Genomic DNA, 23,620 nt, shown 5'->3' with positions numbered 1-23,620 from the left:
TGGCCGCTATTTTTTTTGTAAAAAAAGGACGAAGAGTTTTATCTCTTCGTCCTTTTATATTACCCACGCCCAGCTTGAAACGATGGATATAACGTCATTCCACCATCTGCAAATAGCGTAATGCCCGTTACATAACTCGCCTCTGAAGAAGCGAGCCAAGTTGCTACTGCTGCAATTTCTTCTGGTTTTCCAATGTAGCCCATCGGTATCATACTTTCTACGTCAGCACGTTTTTTAGGATCAGCAAATTTTTCTGCATTGATCGGCGTATTAATTGCACCTGGTCCTATATTATTTACTCGAATACCTTTTGGCGCATATTCTAGCGCTAACGTTTCTGTCATCAGTTTAATACCACCCTTACTCGCTGCATAGTGCACGAATAGTGGCCACGGAATTTTCTCATGAACACTAGACATATTAATGACAGACCCTTTAATGTCATGTTCTACAAAATATTTAATCGCTTCACGACTTCCTAAAAAAGCACCTGTTAAATTTGTATTAATTACCTTATTCCAATCTTCAAGTGGCATTTCATGCGATGGTACTGCATTTTCTATCCCTGCATTATTAATCATAACGTCAAGCGTACCAAATTCTTTCACAGCAGATTGAATGAGATTCACAACATCTGATTCGACGGTTACATCACCTTTTACAGCAATCGCTTCTCCGCCTACCTTTTTAATTTCTTCTAACACATCATTTGCTTCTGATTCTCGTGAGCGATAATTAATAACCACTTTCGCTTTTTCCTTAGCAAACCTTACTCCCATCGCCCTACCAAGACCAGTTGCTGATCCTGTAATAACGACCACTTTTCCTTCTAAATCACTATACATTTCAATACCTCCTTTAACTTTTTGCTATACCTAACATAATTCCGGCTGCGATAATAAAAACGATACCGACAACGATACCCGTTAATTGGCGTTTCGTTTTCTTTTCACCTAATATAAGGATCCCACCAAGCGTGGAAATAATAATTCCCATTTGCGATAGCGAGAAACTTGTTGCGACTCCAACACGCGGCTGCGAAATGAATAAAAACATATTTCCAGCTGCCCAAATTAATCCTGGAATAATATTTCGGATTGCATATTTATTGAATGGATGATGTTTAAAGGTAAGCAAAATCCCTCCTAATACCATACCAACTGCTTGTGGTAATAAAGCTGACCAACCATCTACGTTAAATAGTCTAATCACTACTACGTAAACTAAATAACCGACTGTTGAAATTAATAAAATTATGATACCTCTTTTAAAATTTGCTGCTTGCTCTGCATTTTTTTCTTCTTCACTTTGAAGTGATGTTAAAATAACACCGACAATAATACAAACGAGCGCTAAAATCCCAAGGACGACCGATATTGTCGTGGACCATTCATGAAATACGATAACGCCAAATAAAGTCGTCGCAACTAATTGAAGTCCTGTTGAAATTGGCATCGTCCTCGAAACGCCCATTAAATCAATACTTTTCAATTGATTCGCCTGACCAAGCGCCCAAAATAAACCTGACACAACTCCAACCCCAATCACAGTAGGTGTTAATACTGGCTTCATAAAAATATAAACAACAATTGAGAAAATAAGTGCTCCAAACGTTGTTCCAAGCGTTTGACTATACGGTCCCCCGCCCAGTTTTACGTTAAATAACACAATACTCCCCCAAAATATAGCTGGTAAAATTGCTAAAAATATATCCATCGCCCATTACCTTTCTCTGTAAAATGTCATAAATTGAAACTTTAATCATCCCGCAAATAGCGGAATAAGTTACCGCTCTCAATCATTAGAATGAGCTTTCATTTTTTCTTTTTTGCGAGCACAAATCTTTTCTACAACATCATTAGAAACATTTTTTTCTCGCTCCACATTTTTTACCTTTATATGATCTAAATAATCCTCCAAAGTAAGTGTAACTTTGTCATTTGGCGGATTATGCGCCCCTTGAAATGTAAGAAATTGTAGCGTCACTTCAAATCTAGGAACAAATTCATCTTTCCTGCCGAGACGCTTTATATTTATAACTGCATCACATTCATATTGATCTTCTGTCACTTGTCTAATAACCGAATAATACCTATTCAATAACGCACTCTCTAAAAGCTGTTCTCTTGATTCTTTCGCGAAAGAATCGCTTGGAGAAGAGAAAAAGATAGAACATATCGCTGTAATAATTACACATATTTTTTTCATAACGTCCTCCTTATTCCTATAAGTTAGTGTTCTCAAAAACGCCATAAAAAAACGACTTCCCCTACTTAGGAAAGTCGTTTTAATGAATCCAATATTAACCACCACTCACTGGTGGTATAAGTGCAACCACATCACCATCTTGGACCCTGTCATCTTCATTTGCGTATTCTTCATTAATCGCAACCATAATTGGCTCTGAAACTGGTACATTATATTCTTTCGCAACAACATCTTTTAACTCTGCAACCGTAATATTTTCTTTCTCTATTTGTAATTCACTTGTTCCTGCCTCTTCTTGCAAGTGCGCAAATAACAATACTCGAATCATACTTATAGCTCCTTCCCAGGCTCTCCCGCCGGATATGGTGTTTTTTCTAATTGATCACCAATCCATGAGTCACCATCTTCCCAAAACTCCTTTTTCCAAATCGGAACAATTTGTTTTATGCGTTCCATAATATATTCGTTTGCTTCATAAGCCGCTTTACGGTGTGGTGTTGAAACAGCAACAACAACCGCTATATCAGAAATTTGCAACGTACCGATGCGATGTGTAATCGCAACATATGTACCCGGCCATTTCTCTTTCACTTCCAGACCAATTTTCTCTAGCATCTTTTCTGCCATCGTCTTATAAGCAACATACTCTAAGTATAATGTACGACGCCCTTTCGTAAACTCTCTAACCGTTCCAATAAATGTTGTAACAGCACCGCATTCACGTCGAATCACTTTCTTCGTTACCTCTTCAATCGAGATTTCTGTATCAATTACTTCATAATATGTATTTGTCATTTCGCACTCCTAACCGTTTGTAAAAACCAGTCTATGTACAACTCTTCTTCTGTTATATGAAATACTTTATATTCTTCTCGTATATTTGCCGGGACATCATACCACGTAATAATCGCCACTATATTTTCTACTTTATGTAAAAGTTCAACGTCTTCCGCAGAACGAAGTAACACTACTTTCGGGTAGTTCTCTTTTTTATAGCCCTCTATTAAAATTGTATCCACTTCAAAAAACTCATATAAGCGAATAATTTCTTGCAAGGACCATTTCTTTCTTAGTGAAGAAAGTGAAAGCAATCCAGCACCTTCTACACTACTTACGACAGCACCAGCTTTACGGTGTCTTTCGCTATCTTTTTGCGCTACTTCTGGAAAACCTCCGTGCCCGTGATGTTTAATTGTAGCAACTTTTATTTCACTTTCAGCTAACACATGCACAATTTTCTCTACAAGTGTCGTTTTTCCGCTATTTTGATATCCTACTATTTGTAAGATTGAAGGGGCTTTGCCCATGGCCAATCACATCCCTCAGAGTGCTCTAACAATAATACGGATACTTTCATCCCAGTCTCAAATCCTCTCGTTCCTCCAGGTAACACGATAAAAGCATTCGCATCTGCAAGTGAAGATACCGCACTCGATTTATCTAAACCAACCGGCATCGCTTGTAACGCCCCGTCCACAATCGTTACGTTTGCTCTTACGAAACGAGTAAATGGATTTGGCTTTGAAAAATCTTTTTGTAAAATAGCATCCGCTCTATATACGTGAGGTTCCTTCGCATACAAATACGTTTTTATAATTGGATGCACAAATAATTCAAAGCCTACATAACAAGCAGACGGATTTCCTGATAAACCGAAAAGTAACTTCCCATCAACTTCAGCTACTGTCGTTACACTTCCCGGTCTCATCGCTATTTTATTAAAGAGTACATTCGCCTGTAACCTTTCATAAATAGCTGGTAAGTAGTCATAATCTCCTACTGATACACCGCCTGTTGTAATTAAAATATCGACCTCATCCATCGCTAATTGAACAGCTGTAAAACATGCATCTAGCTCATCGGCGAGTTGACCATAATAACGAACTTTCCCGCCAGCTTTCATAATTTGAGCTGCGATCATATACGAGTTACTATTTCTAATTTTCCCCGGCTGTAACGGCTCATGTACTTCTAGTAATTCACTTCCTGTTGTTACAATACCGACAACAGGCTGTTTTACAACTTTCACAGTGCTATATCCAAACGTTGCTAGTAAGGCCGCAACACCTGGATTAATTGCAACTCCTTTCTTAACGAGAACTTGATTTTGTTTTATGTCTTCTCCTTTAAACGACACATTGTCACCGTTATTAAAAGGGCGTTTTAACTTCATATATGTTTTCCCGTTCTTCTCAAACCCTTCTGTCAGCTCGAGCATTACGACTGCATTACATTCTTCTGGAATAGCTGCTCCTGTCATAATGCGAATCGCTTTAAAAGCTCCTACTTCTTCTAAAAAAACAGACCCCGCCCCGATTTCTCCTATTACTTCAAATTCAATTGGATTTTCTTGGGTTGCTCCTTTCGTATCTTCTGCTCGAATGGCGAAACCGTCGTAAGGGGAACGATCAAAATGAGGAACGTCATGATCTGAGACAACATCTTCCCCGAGAATTCTCCCGTAACTTTCCATAATAGAAATTTCTTCTACTTCACCATACTTCGCATATTTCATTACCCGTTCTACTGCCTCAGCAACTTGAATTGGAATTCGTTTTTCTACCATCGTTTCTCACCTCATATTTGCAATTTTTTTTATCTCGATTAAACTTTATGTATTCAATAGAAATTACTTCAAGGAGGAATTCCATGTCTTCATTTACACATTTTAATGACCAAGGACGCGCAAAAATGGTTGATATAAGCGATAAAAAAACAACCGTTCGTACAGCAATTGCGTGCTCTAGCATTGTCGTTACGAAAGAAATTTACGATAAAATCTCTCACAATGAAATTGGGAAAGGTGACGTATTAGCAGTTGCGCAAATCGCAGGCATTATGGCTGCGAAACGAACTTCTGATATTATCCCAATGTGCCATCCTTTATTATTAAAAGGTGTTGACGTTTCTTTCGATTGGAAACAATCAGAAGAACAATATCGTTTACTCATTGAAGTAAAAGTTAAAACAGAAGGTAGCACCGGTGTTGAAATGGAAGCTTTAACAGCTGCTTCCGCTACCGCTCTTACTGTGTATGATATGTGTAAAGCTGTCGATAAAGGTATGATTATCGGCGAAACGTACTTACTTGAAAAAACAGGTGGAAAAAGTGGAGATTATACGAGAAATTCATAATCCTCTCTCCGTTGAACCTAAAGGGTTTCCTTTAGGTTCAACCTATATACCTTGCATATAAACTTTTCGCTACATTCATATCATTCGTCCCATGAATAAACGCCCTGCCATCTGTAAATAAAACAAAACGATATTCTTCTACCGGAAATGATAATAAATAAGGTGTCGCCTTTATCTCTACGCTTCTTTGTAAGCGCTTTTTAATTTCTTCTAAATTAAAATTCTTCCGCACACCTGGGCGAATTTGTACTGTATTTCGCCCACATAGCACTTCTGTTTTTGTTTGTGCTTCAAATGTTAAACTCGGATATGTACGTAACCTTCCGCAAGATAAACAAGTATCTTTTTTCTGTCTATTCACTTTAAATGCCATCTGTTGATTATTCCAAAGATCAAACGATAACATCGTTTCACGAAGCGCCCCAAAGTCTTCTACTAATATTTTCAGCGCTTCCGTAATTTGATGCGCAACTACTAATTGTACTGCCGGTTGTATAATACCAGCTGTGTCACATGTTGCTCCGCTCGCCGGATGCTCCATTAAACAGCGAAAACACGGTGTTTTCCCTGGTAAAATTGTATACGTTACTCCGTAACTCCCGACGCAACCACCATATATCCACGGAATATTATACTTTTGTGAAATATCATTAATGAGAAGACGCGTTTCAAAATTATCTGTCGCATCTAATATTAAATCTACATCACGCACTAGCTCTTCCATTTCTTGCACCGTTACATCCGTCACAACCGGATTTATTTCCACCTCAGAATTAATCGCTTGTAAATGTTCTGCAGCCGCTATCGCCTTCGGTTTATACTGCTTCGCATCTTCTTCTGTGTATAGTTGTTGTCTTTGTAAATTACTCCATTCTACATAATCACGATCAGCAATCGTTACTTTTCCAACCCCTGCTCTAACAATCGCTTCTGCATTTGCCGCACCGAGAGCACCAGCACCAATAATAAGCACATGCTTCTCTCTTATTTTTCTCTGCCCTTCTTCTCCAACACCAGAAAATAATATTTGTCTTGAATATCGCTCCTGCATGCGATAGCCCCCTTTCTTATCCTCCTATATAAGACATTTCGATTTTCGGACGATTTTTTGCACTTTCTTCTGTCCGTTCATCCGAATACCTATCTTTTCTATTCATCCATACATCTTGTATAACACTTAATAACTCCTCATCCGAAAGATTTCCTCTAAGAAGTTCTCTTACATTCAAACCCTCTGTCGCAAATAAGCACGTATAAAACTTTCCATCTGCCGAAATTCTCGCCCTCGTACAAGAGCCACAAAATGACTCAGAAACAGATGTAATAAAACCAACTTCAACATTTGTTCCAACATACCGATATCGCTTCGCAACTTCACCAAAGTAATGGGCTTCAGCTGGCTCAAGCGGATACACCTTATGAATCATCTCAATCAATTCTCGCTTTGTAACGACTTGATCAAAATTCCACCCATTTGTACTACCAACATCCATAAACTCAATAAACCGAAGCGTGATTCCTTGCTCTTTAAAATACGCAGCCATCGGAAGTACTTGATGATCGTTCATCCCTTTTTTCACAACCATATTTACCTTTACTTCCAGCCCCGCCTCTTTAGCTGCTATAATTCCCTTAATCACCGGTTTCGTATTAATATTTCGACCATTAATATTCTTAAATATGTCGTCATCTATCGCATCTAAACTAACATTCACTCTATGTAATCCAGCTTCTTTTAATGCCTTCGCTTGTTTCGTTAAATGGATAGCATTTGTAGTTAACCCTATATCTATTAGCTCATCAATTTTCACAAGACGTGCAATAAGTTTTGCTAAATCTTTACGAAGTAGTGGCTCACCGCCAGTAATTCTAATTTTTCGTACACCGATGTTAACAAATAATTTTGCCAAACGCTCAATTTCATCAAAAGTTAGTAAAAACTCATCTTTCAAAAAAGCATAATCTGGCCCAAATATTTCCGCCGGCATACAATATGTACATCTAAAATTGCAACGATCAATGACAGATATACGTAAATCTTGAAGTGGGCGTCCAAAAAAATCTTTAACCATCTCCTGCATCGCCACCCTCCCTTTCTGCCAAATTTCTTTCTTTTCATTCTATTATAATATATTTTCGAACTGCGATGTTTTTGCTCAAGTGAATAAAGTGAAACTTTAAATAATTAGAGGGTATCCACTCCCCCTGGTTAACGAGGTTTACTTACAAATACAAGGATAAAAAACCTTGAAACATAAAAGTTTCAAGGTTTTCTGCTTATTAACTTAATCTAATAATAGTTAGAGTAGCCCCTGGCGTTGCCGTAGATAATGTAGCTAACGCAACTACTCCAAATAATTGTAAGCTAACTGCAGCTCCAGCAGGCAAGTTAGCAATTATTGTTGCACTAAATGAACCAGTAGCGACTGCCGGGGAGTTTATCGTTCCCGCAAGCGGACTGCCATTTACAGTTATACGAGAACTTACAAGTAATCCTGCCGTTAAATTAATTGTATAGGCTATATAATAGTTTCCTGCATTCGCAACTGTAAATACAGTATTTCCACCACTAACGGTTATTCCTGGTCCAATATTTTGATTGTTTGGTAACGGAATATTCGTGCCACCTAACAAAACAGAAATAACACTTCCTGATGTATTATTCGCAAACGCATACGTTGCAGTTGTACTGACTCCGGTCACCCCGGTCGCTCCTGTGGCTCCGGTTGCTCCAGCTCCGGTTGGACCAGTTGGACCTTGGATTCCTTGTGAGCCGGTTGGACCTGTATCTCCAGTTGGACCTTGTGAACCCGTTGCTCCAGTTGCCCCCGCTGGACCTTGGATTCCTTGCGGGCCTTGAATTCCTTGTGGACCTGTCGATCCGGTTGCTCCTGTAGCTCCCGTTGGGCCTTGTATCCCTTGAACTCCTTGGGGACCTTGTGCTCCCGTTGCCCCTGTGTCCCCTGTCGGACCTTGTGGGCCTTGCAATCCTTGCACACCTTGTGGACCGGTTGGACCTATCTCTCCTTGTACCCCTTGGATTCCAGTTGGGCCTTGTGGGCCTGTCGGACCTTGAATTCCTTGTATTCCTTGAATACCCTGTGGACCTTGTGCTCCAGTGGCTCCGGTTGCTCCTTGAATCCCTTGGGGACCTTGTAACCCTTGAATTCCTTGGGGACCAGTTGGACCTATGTCGCCTTGCGGGCCTTGGATTCCCTGTGGGCCTTGATCTCCTGTCGCACCAGTTACTCCTTGTATCCCTTGCGGACCTTGTATCCCTTGCGGACCAGTTGGACCAATATCTCCTTGCACACCTTGGATTCCTTGGGGACCTTGTAACCCTGTCACTCCGGTTGCTCCCGTTTCTCCTGTCGCTCCTGTCACTCCAGTTGAGCCTGTCGCCCCGGTATCCCCTGTTACTCCTGTCGCACCAGTTGCTCCTGTCGGGCCAGGTGGTCCACCCGATGGACCAGTTACTCCCGTCGGACCTGATGGCCCTGTTGGGCCGGACGGTCCTGCTGGTCCTCCAGAAGGTCCCGTTACCCCTGTTGCTCCCGTTATTCCAGTTGGGCCTGTAGTTCCTTCCCCTGTCGCCCCTGTTGCTCCCGTATCTCCTGTGGCCCCCGTCGGACCTTGGATTCCTTGTATTCCTTGAGGACCTTGCACTCCTTGTGCACCCGTCGCTCCTTGAATGCCTTGGATTCCTTGCACTCCTTGGGGACCCATCGGACCTGTTGGGCCAATCCCCCCTTGAGCACCTTGCACTCCTTGGGGACCCTCTGGACCCGTTGCTCCTATTTCTCCTTGTATACCTTGAATTCCAGTTGCTCCTTGTACTCCTGTTGCTCCCGTTATCCCTTGCACACCTTGAATTCCCTGAATTCCTTGGGGACCTTGTGAGCCTGTTGCTCCTACCGGTCCTTGAATGCCTTGTATCCCCTGTGGCCCCTCTGGACCCGTTGCTCCAGCTGGCCCCGGTACTCCTTGTATTCCTTGCGGGCCCTGAAGTCCCTCTGGGCCTTCTGGACCTGTTGGTCCTATATCGCCCATTGGACCTTGTATCCCTTGAACTCCTTGTAGTCCTGTTGCTCCTGATGGCCCTGGTACTCCTTGAATTCCTTGTGGACCTTGATCTCCTGTTGCTCCTGTGGCCCCTTGAGGACCTATAGCCCCCTGTATACCTTGTGGACCTTGATCTCCTGTTGCTCCCGTTCCCCCTTGAATACCCTGAACTCCTTGGATTCCTTGTTCACCAGTTATTCCTGTCGGACCAGGAATACCTTGAATCCCCTGCGGTCCTTCTGGACCTGTTGGGCCAATTGGCCCTTGAATTCCTTGTATTCCTTGCAAGCCCTGTGCTCCCGTACTTCCAGTCGGACCTGTAGTTCCCGTTGCTCCTGTTCCCCCTGTACTTCCTGTAGCCCCAGTACTTCCCGTTGCTCCAGTCGCACCTGTACTTCCACTCGGTCCGCCACCCGGACCTGTCGCACCAGTTGGCCCCGTTGGACCAGGAGGTCCTCCAGATGGTCCAGTTATCCCTGTTGGGCCTGTTATTCCAGTCGGACCTGTTAGCCCCTGACCCGTTGCTCCGGTTGCACCTGTATTTCCACTCGGTCCTTGTGTTCCTTGTATCCCTTGTGCTCCTTGTATTCCTTGTGGACCAGTTGCACCCGGTAACCCTTGGACGCCTTGAATTCCTTGAGGTCCCTCAGGTCCCGTCGCTCCAATTGGCCCCTGTAATCCCTGTATTCCTTGTATACCTTGTGCCCCAGTCGCTCCCGTTGGACCAATCGGACCTTGTAACCCTTGCACCCCTTGAGGTCCTGTCGCTCCAGTTCCTCCTTGTGGTCCTCTCAATCCTTGTGCTCCCTGCTGCCCTTCTGGTCCCGTTGCGCCTATTGGTCCAACTGGCCCTTGAATCCCTTGCACACCTTGAGGTCCAGTCGGACCCATCTCCCCCATTGGACCTTGAAATCCTCTCGGTCCTTGCGGTCCAGTCGGACCTTGTGGACCTGTTGGACCAGTAATCCCTATACCTGTAAATCCAGTTGGAACAGGGGGGAAAGTAGGTCCAATAAGTTCGGGTGGAATTCTAAAATTAGAGCTTAACGAATTTTGCTTCCGATTATTATCACGATTCTTCACACTTTCACCACCTACAAACCGTCTTTTTCATAATAAATAAACCTCTTCTTAATCTATTTACAAAAATAATCTCCAAGACTATTTTTATTTCAAATAAATAAAAACTCCCTTAATTCCTTAAGGGAGTCCTGCAATTGAATCCATATTATCTGTATTAGGGACAGCTTGTGCTATACCCGATGCATTTACACTTTGCCCCATATTTGTTCCTGTTACAGTACCAGCAGGAGTGCCTCTTGTATATGTTGTCGTCACCGAATCACCCGGCTGTAAACAAAGCTTCGTCTCCGTCCCTATTACTGTAACAACATCAATCCAAGTGCACCCCATTGAACCACTATATGATTTCGAAGCAGTAAATGAAGTATCACTCAAATTATCACCTGTAAATATATTCCCAGTATTATTAACAATAACAAATTCTTTTATATGCGCAGGCATAATTACACTCTACCTTTCCTTTATGAACCTAACGTACGTGTACTTGTTGCCAAAGGCGGAAGAAATACCGATGTTCTAATCACCGCTTCTGGCTGCCTTTTTCCATTTAAAAAAATAGCCGCACTCGATCCTCCAGCACCTGCATATACTTTCGCCACAGCTAAAGGCGAGATATCATAACAGTCACCGACATTAACAGCGCCTGTATTATTAATAATTTTCACTTTACGCAAATTAATTCCCATTTCCCCCTCCTCCTCCTTTTTTATACTGTATGCAAAAGAAAAAAACTTGAAACAGACTCGCTTCAAGTTTTTAACTATTAACTATTTCGTTTCACCTTCATATTGAAGCATACCGCCAACCATGTTCACTGTTTTAAACCCTTGCTCATTTAAATAATGACATACATTTTCACTGCGCATTCCCGAACGACAAATAAAGATATATTCATTCTCTTTATTAAAGAAATCTACTTTATGTGGGATATCGCCCATTTTAATATGTACAGCTTCTGGAATCTTTCCTGCCGCTACTTCTTCATCTTCTCTTACGTCTACTAGAAATAACGTTTCTCCATTTTCTAAACGCTCTTGTACCTCTTCTGTAGTAATTGTATTAACTTCTGTCATATGTAGTTCCTCCTTATATACAATAAAACCTTTAGTTTCTTTTTCACAAACATTCTCTACCAATTTTAGCACGCAAAAGAAAGAACGCAAAGAATCGAAAAACTATTTCTCAATTTTCTCTAAAAATTTATTCTTTACAAACATAACTAGCACATTGTATCCTCAATATACTTGTTTTATGAAAGGAGTCGATTAAAATGACGCTTTTTCTTTTCATTATGGGCATTGTGTTCTTACTCGCTGCAATTATTGCTCTTAGTATGAAAAATAATAGAAAAATAAACTCCCCACAAGAAATGTCATTCTTATTTCTATTGCTTAGCATAGCGTTTTTCGGTATAGCAATCGCTACATATATTTTCCGTCTACAAATTATGTAAAAAAAGGTGCCTACTACAAACATTGCACCTTTTCCCCATCATTTGTCTTTTACACAAAACTAGATACTTTCCGATTCAAAAATTCATAAACCTTTTTTTCAAATAAATGAATATCAAATGCTCCTGCCATATGCCCATTTATACTTTCTATCTCATACACTTCCGCATATTTTCCTTGTTTTTGCAAAATATCTACCATTTTATAATTATAACGAGAAGGCTGAAGCAAATCTTGTTTACACGGAATCATAAGTACATTCGCTTCTATGTTAGAAAGAGATTCTTCTAGTGAAGAAAACCCATGTGCAATATCATGCAATAAAACTGCCTTCGCAGTATACATCCATGAATTTGCATCTACTAACTCTATACTTCTATATGTCGCTGTATTTATCTCTTTTTCAAATGATGTTAATGTAGAAAACTTTTCATAAGGTTCTATCTCGATATTATTACGAGGAAATGCCATTTCATAAAAATGCTCATCAAACGCATTCATAAACATCATTCTACTCGCTAAATGAAGCCCCTTTATAGGCTGCTCTTCTCCATATTTTCCATCTTTCCAACTTGGATCCAGTTGAATTGCCTCAATCGCATTTTGCGCTACGTTTACTGACGTAATAATTGGATTTTGTGGGTTCGTAATAACGCCAATCATCCGCTCTACCATATGTGGATAGTGAACCGCCCATTGTTGTGCAATCATTCCCCCCGCCGACGGTCCGATTACAGCGTGTAACCTTGAAATTCCCATACCTTTTATTAACTCATATTGCATACGAGCTACATCAAGAAATGTAAAAACCGGAAAATCCATAGCATATTCTTCTCCAGTTTCTGGATTAATCGATTTCGGTCCTGTTGTAATCACATATGGATTCCTCGCCTGCACATTACAAAGATTATCCGTACATATAACAAAATACTTATTTGTATCAATTGCTTTCCCAGGTCCAATGAGCCCATCCCACCAACCAGACTCCTCATCATGCACTGTATATTTTCCTGCCGCATGACTTGTTGCACTAAAATAATGACAAACCAAAATCACATTTGACCTTTCTCTATTTAACGTACCATATGTCTCGTATCCCATTTGAACAGGAATTTCTCTGCCATTTTCAAACGCAAACTCTTTTAAAACAAATTTCTCTTTTTTTACAATTTGCACAGACTCTCCCTCTCCCCGTTATAGTATGAACTGCTTACTAAAGACTTTTTTCTGTGCAAACTAATCTCCTTCTTCTTTTCATAAATAAATGAATAATATACAAAATTAGCCACAAAATAGCACTATATTACAAGATTAAAGAGGGCGTACATATGATTTGGAATTGGTTACGTAAGAAAAAAAAATCAAATACACCAGAAGCAAACGAAACAGATAACTGGGAGCAGCATTCTAACAATCAAGAGGGTGATAACGAAGAACAGACTAGAAGTATGAAACATAATAAGGGTAAAAATAACGAGCAAAAAGATTCCTCTCAGGATAAGCAACAAAGTGCTAAACAAGAGGATTCTTCTCAGAATAAACAACAAAGCTCTAAACAAAAGGATTCCTCTCAAGGTAAGCAACAAAGTGCTAAACAAGAGGATTCCTCTCAGGATAAGCAACAAAGTGCTAAACAAGAGGACTCCTCTCAGGATAAGCAACAAGCTAAACAAGAGGACTCCTCTCAGGATAAGCAACAAAGCGCTAAGCAAGGTGATTCCTCTCAAGATAAACAACAAAGTGCTAAACAAGAGGATTCCTCTCAGGATAAGCAACAAAGCGCTAAGCAAGAGGATTCCTCTCAGGATAAGCAACAAAGCGCTAAGCAAGGTGATTCTTCTCAGGATAAAAAACAAAATACTAAGCAAGATGAACCTTCTCAAAGTAAGCAACAAAGCTCTGGAGGTAATAGTATTTATGACTTTACAAAACCAGAAAAAGACCGTATTCATTCCCTACAAGATTTAATAGAGAAACTTAAAAAGTCTAGTGATTTTATTAATTACCATACATCTGACGATGAAACGATGCCTTATTGGATTTCTTACTATCGCCCTTCACTTGATGGAGAGAAATTACAGAAATATTTAATGCCTACTCTTTTAGAGAAACCTTGTGCTTCTCTAGAACAACTAAAAGAACATATTCCGATGAGCGGCATTACAATTACGAACGATTTACAAAAAATTGAGGATATGGTTTTAAAGGGGCATGCGATCATTCAATTAAATCAGCAAGATCAAAAATGTATGCTTGCAAACATTGCAATTGATAATTATCGTGCGCCAACCCCTCCTTTAAACGAATCAACTGTTATTGGTCCGCAAGAAGGTTTCGTAGAGGATATTGATACGAACATTAATTTAGTTCGAAAACGTCTTCCTGTTTTAGATTTACAAACTAAAGAAATGATTATCGGCGAGTTTTCCAAAACAAAAGTTGTCATGATGTATTTAGACAACCTCGCTGAAAAAGATAATGTAGATTTTCTCGAGGAATCATTACGCGCTCTTGAATATGATCAAATTAATGATAGTGCTTATATACAAGAATTAATGGGTGAAAAATCGATTTTCCCTCTCTATATCAATACAGAACGTACTGATAGAGTCACAAAAGCACTAATTGATGGGAAAATCGCTATTTTTGTTGATGGTTCTCCAAGCGTTTTACTAACACCTGTATCCTATTTCGATTTTTTCATTTCACCAGAAGACTATAACGTCTCTTGGCTATACGCTACATTTTCAAGGATTTTAAGATTAATCGCCGTTCTATTTTCAATTTGTGCTACACCGTTATACGTTGCAGTTTTAAATTATCATTATGAACTTATTCCAAGTGATTTACTTGAAACTTTAATTTTATCAAGGGCACAAGTACCATTCCCACCTTTAATTGAAGCGCTCTTTTTAGAACTCGCAATTGATTTATTAAGAGAAGCCGGCGCAAGGTTACCGATGAAAGTTGGACAAACACTCGGTATTGTAGGCGGTATCGTAATCGGGCAAGCATCTGTACAAGCTGGGTTAACGAGTAACATTTTATTAATTATCGTTGCACTATCAGCACTCGCTTCTTTTATTACACCTATTTATAAAATGGGTAACGCTGTTCGATTACTACGCTTTCCTTTTCTTATGTTTGCAGAAATAGGTGGATTGTTCGGGATTTCTCTTGGATTTATCTTCTTATTTACTCATCTATTCCGGCTTACTTCCTTACGTAAGCCGTACGCTTTATTTTATCCGACAAGGCAACAATCAGTTAAAGATTCTTGGATCCGTTTTCCATTAACAATGATTGATACAAGAGATGTACAAGCAAGGCCACAACATGTAAAAAAAGCAGCGAAAGGAATTTCAACAAAACATAGATCAGATTTTGATGATTGAGAAATGAGGTGCATTGATGAGTAAAGTTCAAGAAAAATATCAAATATCTCCTATCTTTGTTTTCTTCTTAATTCACGGTGCACAGTTTGGTGCTGGAGTTCTCGGATTCGCTCGAATTATCGCAAAAGCTGCTGGATACGACGGCTGGATGGGGGTTATAATCACAGGAATTTTCATCCATATTCTTATATGGATGATGTATGTCTTATTAAAAGAAACAAATGGGAATTTAGTTGATTTACATCGGCAAACATTTGGAAAATGGCTAGGAAATGGCATTAGCATCATCTTTATGGCTTATTTTTTAATCGTTAGTATTTCGGTCATCCGAACATATGTTGAAATTATTCAAGTATGGATGTTTCCGACCGCTTCCACCTTTATGTTAACACTCTTTTTATGCTTAGTTAGTTATTACATTATTTCCTCTGGATTTCGTGTCATTACCGGTATTTGCGTAATCTCAGTTGGCGGTACATTGGGCTATTTATTTCTTAGCCTATTTGTTTTGAAATACTCACATTGGGATAATTTACTTCCTATATTTACACATTCTTTTTCAGATATTTTAAAAGCAGCGCATCTGTCAATCTACAGTATGACAGGGTTTGAGATTTATCTCATGGTTTATCCTTTTGTGAAAAAACCTATGCAATCTCATAAATTCGCTCAATACGGAGCACTATTTTCAAACCTTTTATATTTATTTAGTACCCTTTTAGCCTTTACCTTTTTTAGTGAGAAGCAGTTGTTAAAAACAATATGGGCACAACTTTCTATGACCCAAGTCATTCAATTACCATTCATAGAAAGGCTAGAATATATTGCAATTTCGGCTTATGCACTCGTTATTATTACAAGTTTCATCCTTCCTTTATGGGCGGCAACGAGAGGAACTCACGAAATATTTCGCGTGAAACAAAGAGGTGTTCTAATTGCTTTCTTCCTTATCACTGTCATTGTTTCACAACTTTTAACAAACAGACATGATATTAATAATTTTATTAGTAATGCGTCAAAAGTTAGTTCTTGGCTCATTTATGTATACATCCCAATCCTATTTATTATTGTGTGGGTGAAAAGAAAATGGAAAAAATCAAAAGCACAAGTAAATTAATACTTATTTCTTGTATAACATTCTTCAGTCTAACTGGATGTTTACAAAAAAATATTATCGATGATGTACAACTTATTCAAGGAAGCGTTTTTGATGTCGCAAAAGATAATAAAGTAAAAGTGACATTCGTTTGTCCCATTCAGAAAAAAGGAAATAAAGTTCAAGTTTTTGAAGGCAGTGCAAATGCGGTAAAACAAGTAAAAGCAGACACATCTTTAGAGTCTTCTCAACCATTTGCTAGCGGACAAATGCGTGTCGCTCTATATACAATAAGACTTGCCAAAACAGGAATGTCTACTTCATTCGATACATTACTTCGAGATGTGAATATAGGGAACGCTTTATATGCTGCTTTATTAGATGGGAATGGTACTGAACTTTTAAAAGGCAAATATTCGACTTCATACAACGTTGCAATTTATATAAAAAAATTGCTAGAACATAACATGGAGACCGGACCTTTACCAGCGGATAATCTACATATAGGAGCATTTCGCTATTATCAAGAAGGAAAAGACTACTATATTCCCATTCTAAAGAAGCATGGTGATAAAATAAAAATTACCGGAATTGGCCTTTTTAAAAAGGATAAATATATCGGTAAAATTGCGGAAAAAGATATGTTCATATTTAAAGGACTATTAGAGAAACATAAATTAGATTCACATGAATTTAAAACAGATTCTGCGTACGTAATGATTAATAATATTCGTTCTGTTCCAACTTACGATATAAAAATTAAAAACGGAAAGCCTTCTTTTTTCATTAACGTTCGTCTTGATGCACGTATTCAAGAACTATCGAAACAAATTAACTTAGAAAATAACAAGAACACAAAAAAGATTGAAAAAAATGTCCAAAAACAATTGGACATACAGGCTGCCAAATTAATTAAGCAGTTTAAATCTTTAAACGTCGATCCTCTCGGGCTAGGTGCAAAGTATAAGCAACATTATCGCCCATTCAAATTAGAAGAATGGAGACAAATGTATAAAGATGTTCCAGTTCATATAAAATACACCGTAAATATTACAAATTCTGGTGTCATTGAATGAGAAATGATTGAACTCCTCTCTCCAGCATGATACAACGGAGAGAGGAGTTTTTTATTATCAAATAGAGAGAGAAGATATTTATGGGGGAGCTTATGTCTAAAAAATTAGTAAAGCCTATTTTAAATGGTATTTTATTTCTCGGCGTCTTTTTATTTGCTCATACATACTTAAAAAATGTTTCCTTCACACGTTACTTGCTTGTCGTTATACCAATGTTACTGGTCGGTATTTTTGGCATCGATCTTATTTCATCCCTTTTAATAAAAAAAGAAGAATAACGAGCGAACATCTTATTTCGATAAGATGTTCTTTTCATTTCATAATCACCTTATGTTACAATAAACTTCGGCATAACGTAAGAAAGGATGAAACAACATGACAAACGAAAAAGGTTTAGATAAAGGATACGAACTTGTTGCGAAAATGCATGAAGTATTCGGACATCCTGTGACAAATACTCCAACAAAATTAACAGAAGAGCGTGCAAAAATCCGTGCGAGTTTTATGCAGGAAGAACTAGAAGAATTTCTAGAGGCAACGACTGTTGAAGATCAATACGATGCACTGATTGACCTTATTTACTTTGCATTCGGCACGTTTGCAGAAATGGGCGTACGTCCTGATAAAGGATTTGAAATTGTAAATAACGCAAACATGGCAAAGCTATTCCCTGATGGAAAACCTCGCTTCCGCGAAGGCGACGGCAAAATTTTAAAACCAGAAGGCTGGCAAGCACCAGAGCCACAACTTCGTGCTGAAATCGAACGTCAGCGCCAAGAAGCTGAAAAAAACTGCTAGGATTTCCTAGCAGTTTTTTATTATGTCTTTTTTTCTGTAGCTCATTAATGACCCACGTGCCCCGCGTGTCCTGCTGCTCCACTAATACTAGCTGCTCCTGCCGCTGCCCCTGCTGCCCCTGCTCCAATTCCACCTGTCCAAGGAGAAGATTGTTGCTGTTGTTGATATTGCTGATATTGTTGGTGCTGTTGGTGCTGTTGACCGTGGTGGCCATGATGCTGGCCATGGTGCTGGCCATGGTGCCCATGATGACCGTGTTGGCCTTGATGGCCTTGATGGCCTTGGTGATGGTGTCCATGATGTTGGCCTTGGTGGTGCTGTCCATGGTGACCGTGTTGGCCTTGATGAGTTTGATAAAGAACAGCTTGCGGATGAATGTGGTGGTGGCCTTGGTGATGTACTTGTTGCCCCTGATGACCATGTTGACCTTGATGATGGTGATGACCTTGATGGTGGTGATGACCATGATGACCATGATGGCCATGTTGGCCTTGATGATGATGATGACCGTGGTGGCCTTGGTGGTGGTGATGACCATGTTGACCGTGGTGGCCTTGGTGATGGTGATGTACATGATGACCGTGAACACCCTGCGGATATCCACCTACTCCTCCTGCTACAACACCTACTCCTGGTACAGGAAATCCTGTCTGTACTCCTCCAACGAAAGATGGAAATGCAGTTGGTACGCCTACTGGTACTCCTCCCGCTGCTCCGCCAACAAATGTCGGGATTCCAGTTTGCACTCCGGCTACCGATGATGGAAATCCTCCTGTTAATGTTGGAATTCCAGTTTGTACACCCGCTACTGATGTAGAAAACCCTCCAGATGTTCCGCCCATCCAGCTCGGAATTCCACCGTATCCTTGTTGTCCTCCTCCCATTAACATCATTTGTTCATAACTATCCGACCCACTCCCGAAGAAACCATGTGGTGCATTATTGTCCATCCCTTTCATTCCTTTCACCTCTTCTACTCAATTTAGCCTACCTTTTTTATCATATTTCCTATAGAAAAATAGGTGTTTGTCTGTATTGGAATTCCGCTCTTTTATTTGTACGTAGTGGAATAATTGAAAATTTAGATGAAGGTGACCCTGAGATTATTTTCTACACAAAAAAGCTCAGAGCATAAACGCTCTGAGCTTTTTTAAATGATTTAGTTTGCAACAACGTTAACAAGTTTTCCAGGAACAACAATTACTTTACGAACTGTTTTCCCTTCAATTTGGTCTTGAATTGCTTCAAGTGCAAGTTGTTCCATTTCTTCTTTTGATGCGTCTTTACTCATTGTTAGTTTTGCGCGAACTTTGCCCATAACTTGAACAACGATTTCAACTTCATCTTCTACAAGTTTAGACTCATCAAATGTTGGCCAGCTTGCATATGTGATTGTTTCATTGTATCCAAGTTTGCTCCATAGCTCTTCCCCAATATGAGGTGCAACTGGTGCAATCATTTTTACGAAACCTTCTACATATTCTTTTGGAAGTGTTTCAGCTTTGTATGCATCGTTGATGAATACCATCATTTGAGAAATCGCTGTGTTGAAGCGAAGCTCTGCATAGTCTTCTGTTACTTTCTTCACTGTTTGGTGGTAAGCTTTTTCAAGCTCTTTATTTGGTGCGTCAGTAATTTTCTCACTTAATTCACCGTTATCTTGAACGAATAGACGCCATACGCGGTCTAAGAAACGACGAGCTCCGTCAAGACCATTTTCAGACCAAGCGATTGAAGCATCTAATGGGCCCATGAACATTTCGTATAGACGAAGTGTATCTGCACCGTGGCTTGCTACGATATCATCAGGATTTACAACGTTACCTTTTGACTTACTCATTTTCTCGTTGTTTTCACCTAGAATCATACCTTGGTTGAATAATTGTTGGAACGGCTCTTTCGTTGGAACTACACCGATATCGTATAATACTTTATGCCAGAAACGAGCATATAGTAAGTGAAGTACAGCATGTTCTGCACCACCGATATAAATATCAACTGGAAGCCATTGTTTTACTTTTTCAGGATCTACAAGTGCTTCGCTATTGTTTGGATCGATGTAACGTAGGTAGTACCAGCAACTACCAGCCCATTGCGGCATTGTGTTCGTTTCACGACGACCTTTTTTACCAGTCTCAGGATCAACAACATTTACCCACTCGTCAATGTTAGCAAGTGGTGATTCACCTGTACCTGAAGGACGGATGTTTTCTGTTTTCGGAAGAACTAATGGTAATTCCTCTTCTTTCACAGCTGTCATTGTACCATCTTCCCAGTGAATTACTGGAATTGGTTCACCCCAGTAACGTTGACGGCTGAATAACCAGTCACGTAGACGGTACGTTACTTTTTGATTTCCTGCGCTCGTTGCTTCAAGCCATTCAATCATTTTTGCGATTGCTTCTTCTTTATTTAATCCATCAAGGAATGCTGAGTTTACGTGTGCACCATCACCTGTGTACACTTCTTTCGTAATATCTCCGCCTTTTACAACTTCCTTCATTGGAAGATTAAATACTGATGCGAATTCATAGTCACGCTCATCGTGAGCTGGAACTGCCATTACAGCACCTGTTCCGTAAGTTGCAAGAACATAGTCAGCGATCCAGATTGGTAATTTCTCACCGTTTACTGGGTTAACTGCGTAAGCACCAGTGAATACACCAGTTTTCTCTTTCGCAAGTTCTGTACGCTCTAGGTCACTCTTCATTTTTACAGCGTTAATGTAAGCTTCTACCGCTTCTTTTTGTTCTGCTGTTGTAATTTCTGCAACAAGTGCATGTTCCGGAGCAAGTACACAGTATGTTGCACCAAATAGTGTATCAGGGCGCGTTGTGAACACCGTGAACTTCTCGTCTGTACCGTCGATGTTGAAGTGTACTTCTGCGCCTTCAGAACGACCGATCCAGTTACGTTGCATATCTTTTAAGCTTTCAGGCCAATCAAGCTCATCTAGATCTTCTAATAGACGATCTCCGTAAGCTGTAATTTTTAACATCCACTGTCTCATCGGACGACGCTCAACTGGATGTCCACCACGCTCACTCTTACCGTCAATGATTTCTTCGTTTGCAAGTACTGTACCAAGTGCTGGGCACCAGTTTACAGGTACTTCATCAACGTAAGCTAAACCTTTTTCAAATAATTTCAGGAAGATCCATTGTGTCCACTTATAGTAGTTTGGATCTGTTGTATTTACTTCACGGTCCCAATCGTAAGAGAAACCTAATGATTTAATTTGGTTACGGAACGTATTAATATTATGCTCTGTAAATTCTGCTGGGCTGTTTCCAGTATCAAGTGCATATTGCTCTGCTGGAAGACCAAATGCATCCCATCCCATTGGATGAAGAACGTTATATCCTTGCATACGCTTCATACGAGATAAAATATCTGTCGCTGTATAACCTTCTGGATGTCCTACGTGTAAGCCTGCACCTGATGGATATGGGAACATATCTAGTGCATAAAATTTTGGTTTTTCTGTCTCATCTGGCGTACGGAATGTTTTATTCTCTTCCCAGTACCCTTGCCACTTCTTCTCAATGTCTTGATGATTAAAGCTCATGAGATACCCTCCTTGAAATTCTATTTATTTTCACCGCCCAAAATACAAAAAACCTCTCATCCCTAGAAAGGGACGAGAGGTTATAGATTCCCGCGGTACCACCCTAAATTAATGTAAAAATATACATTCGCTTAGATCCGTAACGTGGATTAACGGCAATTGCTACTATTAGTTTCACAACTGCAACTCAAAGGCGAGTTCATAACGAAACGTGGATTGACTTGCACCGACCGTCAACTCTCTAAACCAGCTTCTATTACTACTACTCCTTCTCACTGTTATTACACATATAAGTTAAGTGAACTATCCTTCACCTAGTATCTCTTAAGGACTTACTTAAAGCGAGGACTTCTCGGTTAATCGTTACTCTTAATAACTAACGAATTCATCTTAAGACAGCCGAGCTATCTCCCTTGTTCTAAAGGTTGTTTTATTTAAATATATTCTAAAACATGTGAACATGTTCCGTCAAACTAAACTGCAATTTTTTCTTCAACTGTTTCTTCTACTTTTACTCGTTTATCATAAATACTCGTTGCTATAAGCGCTACTACAAGCATTACCATGATTGCTATAAACAATACTTCCATATTGTATAAATCCACAATTGCTCCGCCAACGACCGGCCCGAACATTTTCCCTACAGTCGCCGCACTATTTACGACCCCTTGATAAAACCCTAATTTATCTTTTGGTGCAAGTATATTTGCAATCGTTGGAACCGCAGGCCATACAAATAACTCACCAATTGTTAATGTTACCATCGCAACGAGGAACATCGTAAATTGCTGCGCTTGACTTAACACAATGAATGACGCCGCAAAAATGAAGATTCCAATCATAATTTGCTGTTTTAAAGAACGCTTCATCCAACGAATTAGCATACTAACAAGTGGCTGCGCACAAACAATCATCGCTCCGTTTATCGTCCATAATAAACTATAGTGACGAAGGCTAATATTCAATTCTTGCATATGTGTTGCAATCGCTCCTTGCCACTGTACGTATGTAACCCAGCATAAAGCATATGCTACACACACGATAAGAAGTGCTTTAAATCCAGGTGTAAGTGACCACCCTTTTTTCGTTTCGACTTCTTTTTGCACTCCTGGCTCTTTCTTGTCTTCCATACCACGGAATCCGATAAAAGCAATTAAGAAGAAAACAAAGTATAAAATAAAGTTCGCTAAGAAAATATAATCAAAACGATATGAAGCAACTAAACCACCGCACGCTGTTCCAATCGCAATACCGACGTTTTGTCCAACATACATCGCATTAAACGCTCGTCTTCCGCCCTCTGGCCAAACCGTACCAACCATCGCGTACATCGATGGGAAGACCATCCCAGAACCGAAGCCGATTAACGCTAGCCACACAACATATAACGGCCAACCGTGGAAGAACACAAGACCTAAAATCGATACAAGTGTAATGACAATCCCTACTAAAATTGATTTATAACCGCCCCATTTATCAAATAAAACACCGCCGAGCAAGTTTCCGATTACACCAGTAAGCGAGTTGATCATTAATACCATTCCGGCCACAGATAAAGATTTGCCTAGGTGATCATGCAAATAAATTGTATTAAAAGGCCATAAAAAAGAAGCACCCGTGACATTAATAATCATCCCAGCTACTAATAGCCATACTTTCCTTGGCATAGTTTCCCCTCCTATTCTATTTTTTTCGTTCATATATATAACAGTAAAATTGTAGTCGTTTTTAAATAGGAAGGCAACTGA

General features: G+C 39.8%; 24 protein-coding genes, 1 pseudogene and 1 other annotated feature. Of the genes and pseudogenes, 8 read left to right on the top strand and 17 right to left on the bottom strand.

Annotated elements, in window-relative coordinates; translation table 11 throughout:
• Window positions 1-59 precede the first annotated feature (59 nt).
• The 7 genes from IBT51_RS23620 to IBT51_RS23590 form a co-directional block, all read right to left on the bottom strand.
• Window positions 60-845 (bottom strand): glucose 1-dehydrogenase, encoded by a 786-nt coding sequence (locus IBT51_RS23620; RefSeq protein WP_000286698.1) that lies wholly within the window; start codon window positions 843-845, stop codon window positions 60-62.
• A gap of 13 nt (window positions 846-858) precedes the next feature.
• Window positions 859-1,716 (bottom strand): glucose uptake protein GlcU, encoded by an 858-nt coding sequence (gene glcU, locus IBT51_RS23615; protein ID WP_000350865.1) that lies wholly within the window; start codon window positions 1,714-1,716, stop codon window positions 859-861.
• Between the two features lie 78 nt (window positions 1,717-1,794).
• Window positions 1,795-2,208: a DUF3888 domain-containing protein gene (locus IBT51_RS23610; RefSeq protein ID WP_000717656.1), complete on the bottom strand. Its 414-nt coding sequence runs from the start codon at window positions 2,206-2,208 to the stop codon at window positions 1,795-1,797.
• 94 nt (window positions 2,209-2,302) lie between these two features.
• Complete coding sequence (gene moaD, locus IBT51_RS23605) at window positions 2,303-2,536, bottom strand: molybdopterin converting factor subunit 1 (RefSeq protein WP_000621772.1); 234 nt, start codon at window positions 2,534-2,536, stop codon at window positions 2,303-2,305.
• Between the two features lie 2 nt (window positions 2,537-2,538).
• A complete protein-coding gene (moaE, locus tag IBT51_RS23600) occupies window positions 2,539-3,003 on the bottom strand; it encodes a molybdopterin synthase catalytic subunit MoaE (protein WP_000185943.1) in 465 nt (154 codons plus the stop codon).
• Window positions 3,000-3,515 carry a molybdopterin-guanine dinucleotide biosynthesis protein B gene (mobB, locus tag IBT51_RS23595; RefSeq protein ID WP_071713777.1) on the bottom strand — a complete coding sequence of 172 codons (516 nt, stop codon included), beginning with the start codon at window positions 3,513-3,515 and terminating at the stop codon, window positions 3,000-3,002. Before mobB ends, moaE begins: the two co-directional genes overlap by 4 nt.
• On the bottom strand, window positions 3,485-4,774 hold the full coding sequence (locus IBT51_RS23590) for a molybdopterin molybdotransferase MoeA (protein ID WP_098678560.1): 1,290 nt from the start codon (window positions 4,772-4,774) through the stop codon (window positions 3,485-3,487). Before IBT51_RS23590 ends, mobB begins: the two co-directional genes overlap by 31 nt.
• 83 nt (window positions 4,775-4,857) lie before the next feature.
• On the opposite strand from IBT51_RS23590, the gene moaC reads away from it, so the two are divergent.
• A complete protein-coding gene (gene moaC / locus IBT51_RS23585) occupies window positions 4,858-5,343 on the top strand; it encodes a cyclic pyranopterin monophosphate synthase MoaC (RefSeq protein WP_000094153.1) in 486 nt (161 codons plus the stop codon).
• Between the two features lie 37 nt (window positions 5,344-5,380).
• Here the strand turns inward: moaC and IBT51_RS23580 are convergent, their stop codons facing one another.
• The 6 genes from IBT51_RS23580 to IBT51_RS23555 all read right to left on the bottom strand — a co-directional run bounded on the left by IBT51_RS23580 (window position 5,381) and on the right by IBT51_RS23555 (window position 11,561).
• A complete protein-coding gene (locus tag IBT51_RS23580) occupies window positions 5,381-6,394 on the bottom strand; it encodes a molybdopterin-synthase adenylyltransferase MoeB (RefSeq protein WP_016080015.1) in 1,014 nt (337 codons plus the stop codon).
• 16 nt (window positions 6,395-6,410) lie between these two features.
• Window positions 6,411-7,424, bottom strand: coding sequence for a GTP 3',8-cyclase MoaA (gene moaA / locus IBT51_RS23575; protein ID WP_069356324.1), 1,014 nt, complete (start codon window positions 7,422-7,424; stop codon window positions 6,411-6,413).
• Window positions 7,425-7,623: 199 nt separating this feature from the next.
• Window positions 7,624-10,488, bottom strand: coding sequence for a BclA-related collagen-like exosporium protein (locus IBT51_RS27265; RefSeq protein ID WP_200458596.1), 2,865 nt, complete (start codon window positions 10,486-10,488; stop codon window positions 7,624-7,626).
• Between the two features lie 117 nt (window positions 10,489-10,605).
• On the bottom strand, window positions 10,606-10,929 hold the full coding sequence (locus IBT51_RS23565; RefSeq protein ID WP_001110852.1) for a hypothetical protein: 324 nt from the start codon (window positions 10,927-10,929) through the stop codon (window positions 10,606-10,608).
• Between the two features lie 20 nt (window positions 10,930-10,949).
• Entirely contained in the window at window positions 10,950-11,174 is a 225-nt protein-coding gene (locus IBT51_RS23560; RefSeq protein WP_000512463.1) for a spore germination protein, read from the bottom strand.
• A gap of 81 nt (window positions 11,175-11,255) precedes the next feature.
• Window positions 11,256-11,561, bottom strand: a complete 306-nt coding sequence (locus tag IBT51_RS23555) for a rhodanese-like domain-containing protein (RefSeq protein ID WP_000141254.1) — start codon at window positions 11,559-11,561, stop codon at window positions 11,256-11,258.
• Window positions 11,562-11,758: 197 nt separating this feature from the next.
• Between IBT51_RS23555 and IBT51_RS23550 the strand changes: the two genes are divergently transcribed.
• Window positions 11,759-11,941, top strand: a complete 183-nt coding sequence (locus IBT51_RS23550) for a hypothetical protein (RefSeq protein ID WP_000171889.1) — start codon at window positions 11,759-11,761, stop codon at window positions 11,939-11,941.
• 49 nt (window positions 11,942-11,990) lie between these two features.
• Here the strand turns inward: IBT51_RS23550 and IBT51_RS23545 are convergent, their stop codons facing one another.
• Window positions 11,991-13,115, bottom strand: coding sequence for a homoserine O-acetyltransferase family protein (locus IBT51_RS23545; protein ID WP_197235280.1), 1,125 nt, complete (start codon window positions 13,113-13,115; stop codon window positions 11,991-11,993).
• A gap of 152 nt (window positions 13,116-13,267) precedes the next feature.
• Between IBT51_RS23545 and IBT51_RS23540 the strand changes: the two genes are divergently transcribed.
• The 5 genes from IBT51_RS23540 to IBT51_RS23520 all read left to right on the top strand — a co-directional run bounded on the left by IBT51_RS23540 (window position 13,268) and on the right by IBT51_RS23520 (window position 18,304).
• Window positions 13,268-15,334, top strand: coding sequence for a spore germination protein (locus IBT51_RS23540; RefSeq protein WP_200458597.1), 2,067 nt, complete (start codon window positions 13,268-13,270; stop codon window positions 15,332-15,334).
• A gap of 16 nt (window positions 15,335-15,350) precedes the next feature.
• Entirely contained in the window at window positions 15,351-16,451 is a 1,101-nt protein-coding gene (locus IBT51_RS23535; RefSeq protein ID WP_069356327.1) for a spore germination protein, read from the top strand.
• On the top strand, window positions 16,421-17,506 hold the full coding sequence (gene gerHC / locus IBT51_RS23530) for a spore germination protein GerHC (RefSeq protein WP_197235282.1): 1,086 nt from the start codon (window positions 16,421-16,423) through the stop codon (window positions 17,504-17,506). The genes IBT51_RS23535 and gerHC overlap by 31 nt, the downstream gene beginning before the upstream one ends.
• A 92-nt stretch (window positions 17,507-17,598) precedes the next feature.
• Window positions 17,599-17,784: a hypothetical protein gene (locus tag IBT51_RS23525; RefSeq protein ID WP_000038781.1), complete on the top strand. Its 186-nt coding sequence runs from the start codon at window positions 17,599-17,601 to the stop codon at window positions 17,782-17,784.
• A 97-nt stretch (window positions 17,785-17,881) separates the two neighbouring features.
• Entirely contained in the window at window positions 17,882-18,304 is a 423-nt protein-coding gene (locus IBT51_RS23520) for a pyrophosphohydrolase domain-containing protein (protein ID WP_000180554.1), read from the top strand.
• Between the two features lie 44 nt (window positions 18,305-18,348).
• Here the strand turns inward: IBT51_RS23520 and IBT51_RS23515 are convergent, their stop codons facing one another.
• Entirely contained in the window at window positions 18,349-19,263 is a 915-nt protein-coding gene (locus tag IBT51_RS23515; RefSeq protein WP_200483292.1) for a hypothetical protein, read from the bottom strand.
• Between the two features lie 95 nt (window positions 19,264-19,358).
• Here IBT51_RS23515 and IBT51_RS27130 point away from each other — a divergent pair.
• Window positions 19,359-19,439: pseudogene (locus IBT51_RS27130) on the top strand (GNAT family N-acetyltransferase); the annotation flags it as partial.
• Window positions 19,440-19,463: 24 nt separating this feature from the next.
• Here the strand turns inward: IBT51_RS27130 and leuS are convergent.
• Together leuS and IBT51_RS23505 are read right to left on the bottom strand one after the other, a co-directional pair.
• Window positions 19,464-21,872, bottom strand: coding sequence for a leucine--tRNA ligase (leuS, locus tag IBT51_RS23510; RefSeq protein ID WP_063548820.1), 2,409 nt, complete (start codon window positions 21,870-21,872; stop codon window positions 19,464-19,466).
• A gap of 65 nt (window positions 21,873-21,937) precedes the next feature.
• Window positions 21,938-22,157, bottom strand: a binding site (T-box leader).
• A 188-nt stretch (window positions 22,158-22,345) separates the two neighbouring features.
• Window positions 22,346-23,539 (bottom strand): MDR family MFS transporter, encoded by a 1,194-nt coding sequence (locus IBT51_RS23505; protein WP_001137538.1) that lies wholly within the window; start codon window positions 23,537-23,539, stop codon window positions 22,346-22,348.
• Between the last annotated feature and the right edge of the window lie 81 nt (window positions 23,540-23,620).

It is taken from the genome of Bacillus sp. S71, from assembly GCF_016625265.1.
GTDB lineage: Bacteria > Bacillota > Bacilli > Bacillales > Bacillaceae_G > Bacillus_A > Bacillus_A cereus.
The sequence above is the reverse complement of the archived record's forward strand: the minus strand, read 5'-3'. Positions and strand labels throughout refer to the sequence as shown.

What these genes read in the sequence shown, in the direction of transcription:
- IBT51_RS23620 (WP_000286698.1), bottom strand. Translation starts at nt 845, where the DNA reads ATGTATAGTGATTTAGAAGGAAAAGTGGTCGTTATTACAGGATCAGCA.
- glcU (WP_000350865.1), bottom strand. Translation starts at nt 1,716, where the DNA reads ATGGATATATTTTTAGCAATTTTACCAGCTATATTTTGGGGGAGTATT.
- IBT51_RS23610 (WP_000717656.1), bottom strand. Translation starts at nt 2,208, where the DNA reads ATGAAAAAAATATGTGTAATTATTACAGCGATATGTTCTATCTTTTTC.
- moaD (WP_000621772.1), bottom strand. Translation starts at nt 2,536, where the DNA reads ATGATTCGAGTATTGTTATTTGCGCACTTGCAAGAAGAGGCAGGAACA.
- moaE (WP_000185943.1), bottom strand. Translation starts at nt 3,003, where the DNA reads ATGACAAATACATATTATGAAGTAATTGATACAGAAATCTCGATTGAA.
- mobB (WP_071713777.1), bottom strand. Translation starts at nt 3,515, where the DNA reads ATGGGCAAAGCCCCTTCAATCTTACAAATAGTAGGATATCAAAATAGC.
- IBT51_RS23590 (WP_098678560.1), bottom strand. Translation starts at nt 4,774, where the DNA reads ATGGTAGAAAAACGAATTCCAATTCAAGTTGCTGAGGCAGTAGAACGG.
- moaC (WP_000094153.1), top strand. Translation starts at nt 4,858, where the DNA reads ATGTCTTCATTTACACATTTTAATGACCAAGGACGCGCAAAAATGGTT.
- IBT51_RS23580 (WP_016080015.1), bottom strand. Translation starts at nt 6,394, where the DNA reads ATGCAGGAGCGATATTCAAGACAAATATTATTTTCTGGTGTTGGAGAA.
- moaA (WP_069356324.1), bottom strand. Translation starts at nt 7,424, where the DNA reads ATGCAGGAGATGGTTAAAGATTTTTTTGGACGCCCACTTCAAGATTTA.
- IBT51_RS23565 (WP_001110852.1), bottom strand. Translation starts at nt 10,929, where the DNA reads ATGCCTGCGCATATAAAAGAATTTGTTATTGTTAATAATACTGGGAAT.
- IBT51_RS23560 (WP_000512463.1), bottom strand. Translation starts at nt 11,174, where the DNA reads ATGGGAATTAATTTGCGTAAAGTGAAAATTATTAATAATACAGGCGCT.
- IBT51_RS23555 (WP_000141254.1), bottom strand. Translation starts at nt 11,561, where the DNA reads ATGACAGAAGTTAATACAATTACTACAGAAGAGGTACAAGAGCGTTTA.
- IBT51_RS23550 (WP_000171889.1), top strand. Translation starts at nt 11,759, where the DNA reads ATGACGCTTTTTCTTTTCATTATGGGCATTGTGTTCTTACTCGCTGCA.
- IBT51_RS23540 (WP_200458597.1), top strand. Translation starts at nt 13,268, where the DNA reads ATGATTTGGAATTGGTTACGTAAGAAAAAAAAATCAAATACACCAGAA.
- IBT51_RS23535 (WP_069356327.1), top strand. Translation starts at nt 15,351, where the DNA reads ATGAGTAAAGTTCAAGAAAAATATCAAATATCTCCTATCTTTGTTTTC.
- gerHC (WP_197235282.1), top strand. Translation starts at nt 16,421, where the DNA reads ATGGAAAAAATCAAAAGCACAAGTAAATTAATACTTATTTCTTGTATA.
- IBT51_RS23525 (WP_000038781.1), top strand. Translation starts at nt 17,599, where the DNA reads ATGTCTAAAAAATTAGTAAAGCCTATTTTAAATGGTATTTTATTTCTC.
- IBT51_RS23520 (WP_000180554.1), top strand. Translation starts at nt 17,882, where the DNA reads ATGACAAACGAAAAAGGTTTAGATAAAGGATACGAACTTGTTGCGAAA.
- IBT51_RS23515 (WP_200483292.1), bottom strand. Translation starts at nt 19,263, where the DNA reads ATGAAAGGGATGGACAATAATGCACCACATGGTTTCTTCGGGAGTGGG.
- leuS (WP_063548820.1), bottom strand. Translation starts at nt 21,872, where the DNA reads ATGAGCTTTAATCATCAAGACATTGAGAAGAAGTGGCAAGGGTACTGG.
- IBT51_RS23505 (WP_001137538.1), bottom strand. Translation starts at nt 23,539, where the DNA reads ATGCCAAGGAAAGTATGGCTATTAGTAGCTGGGATGATTATTAATGTC.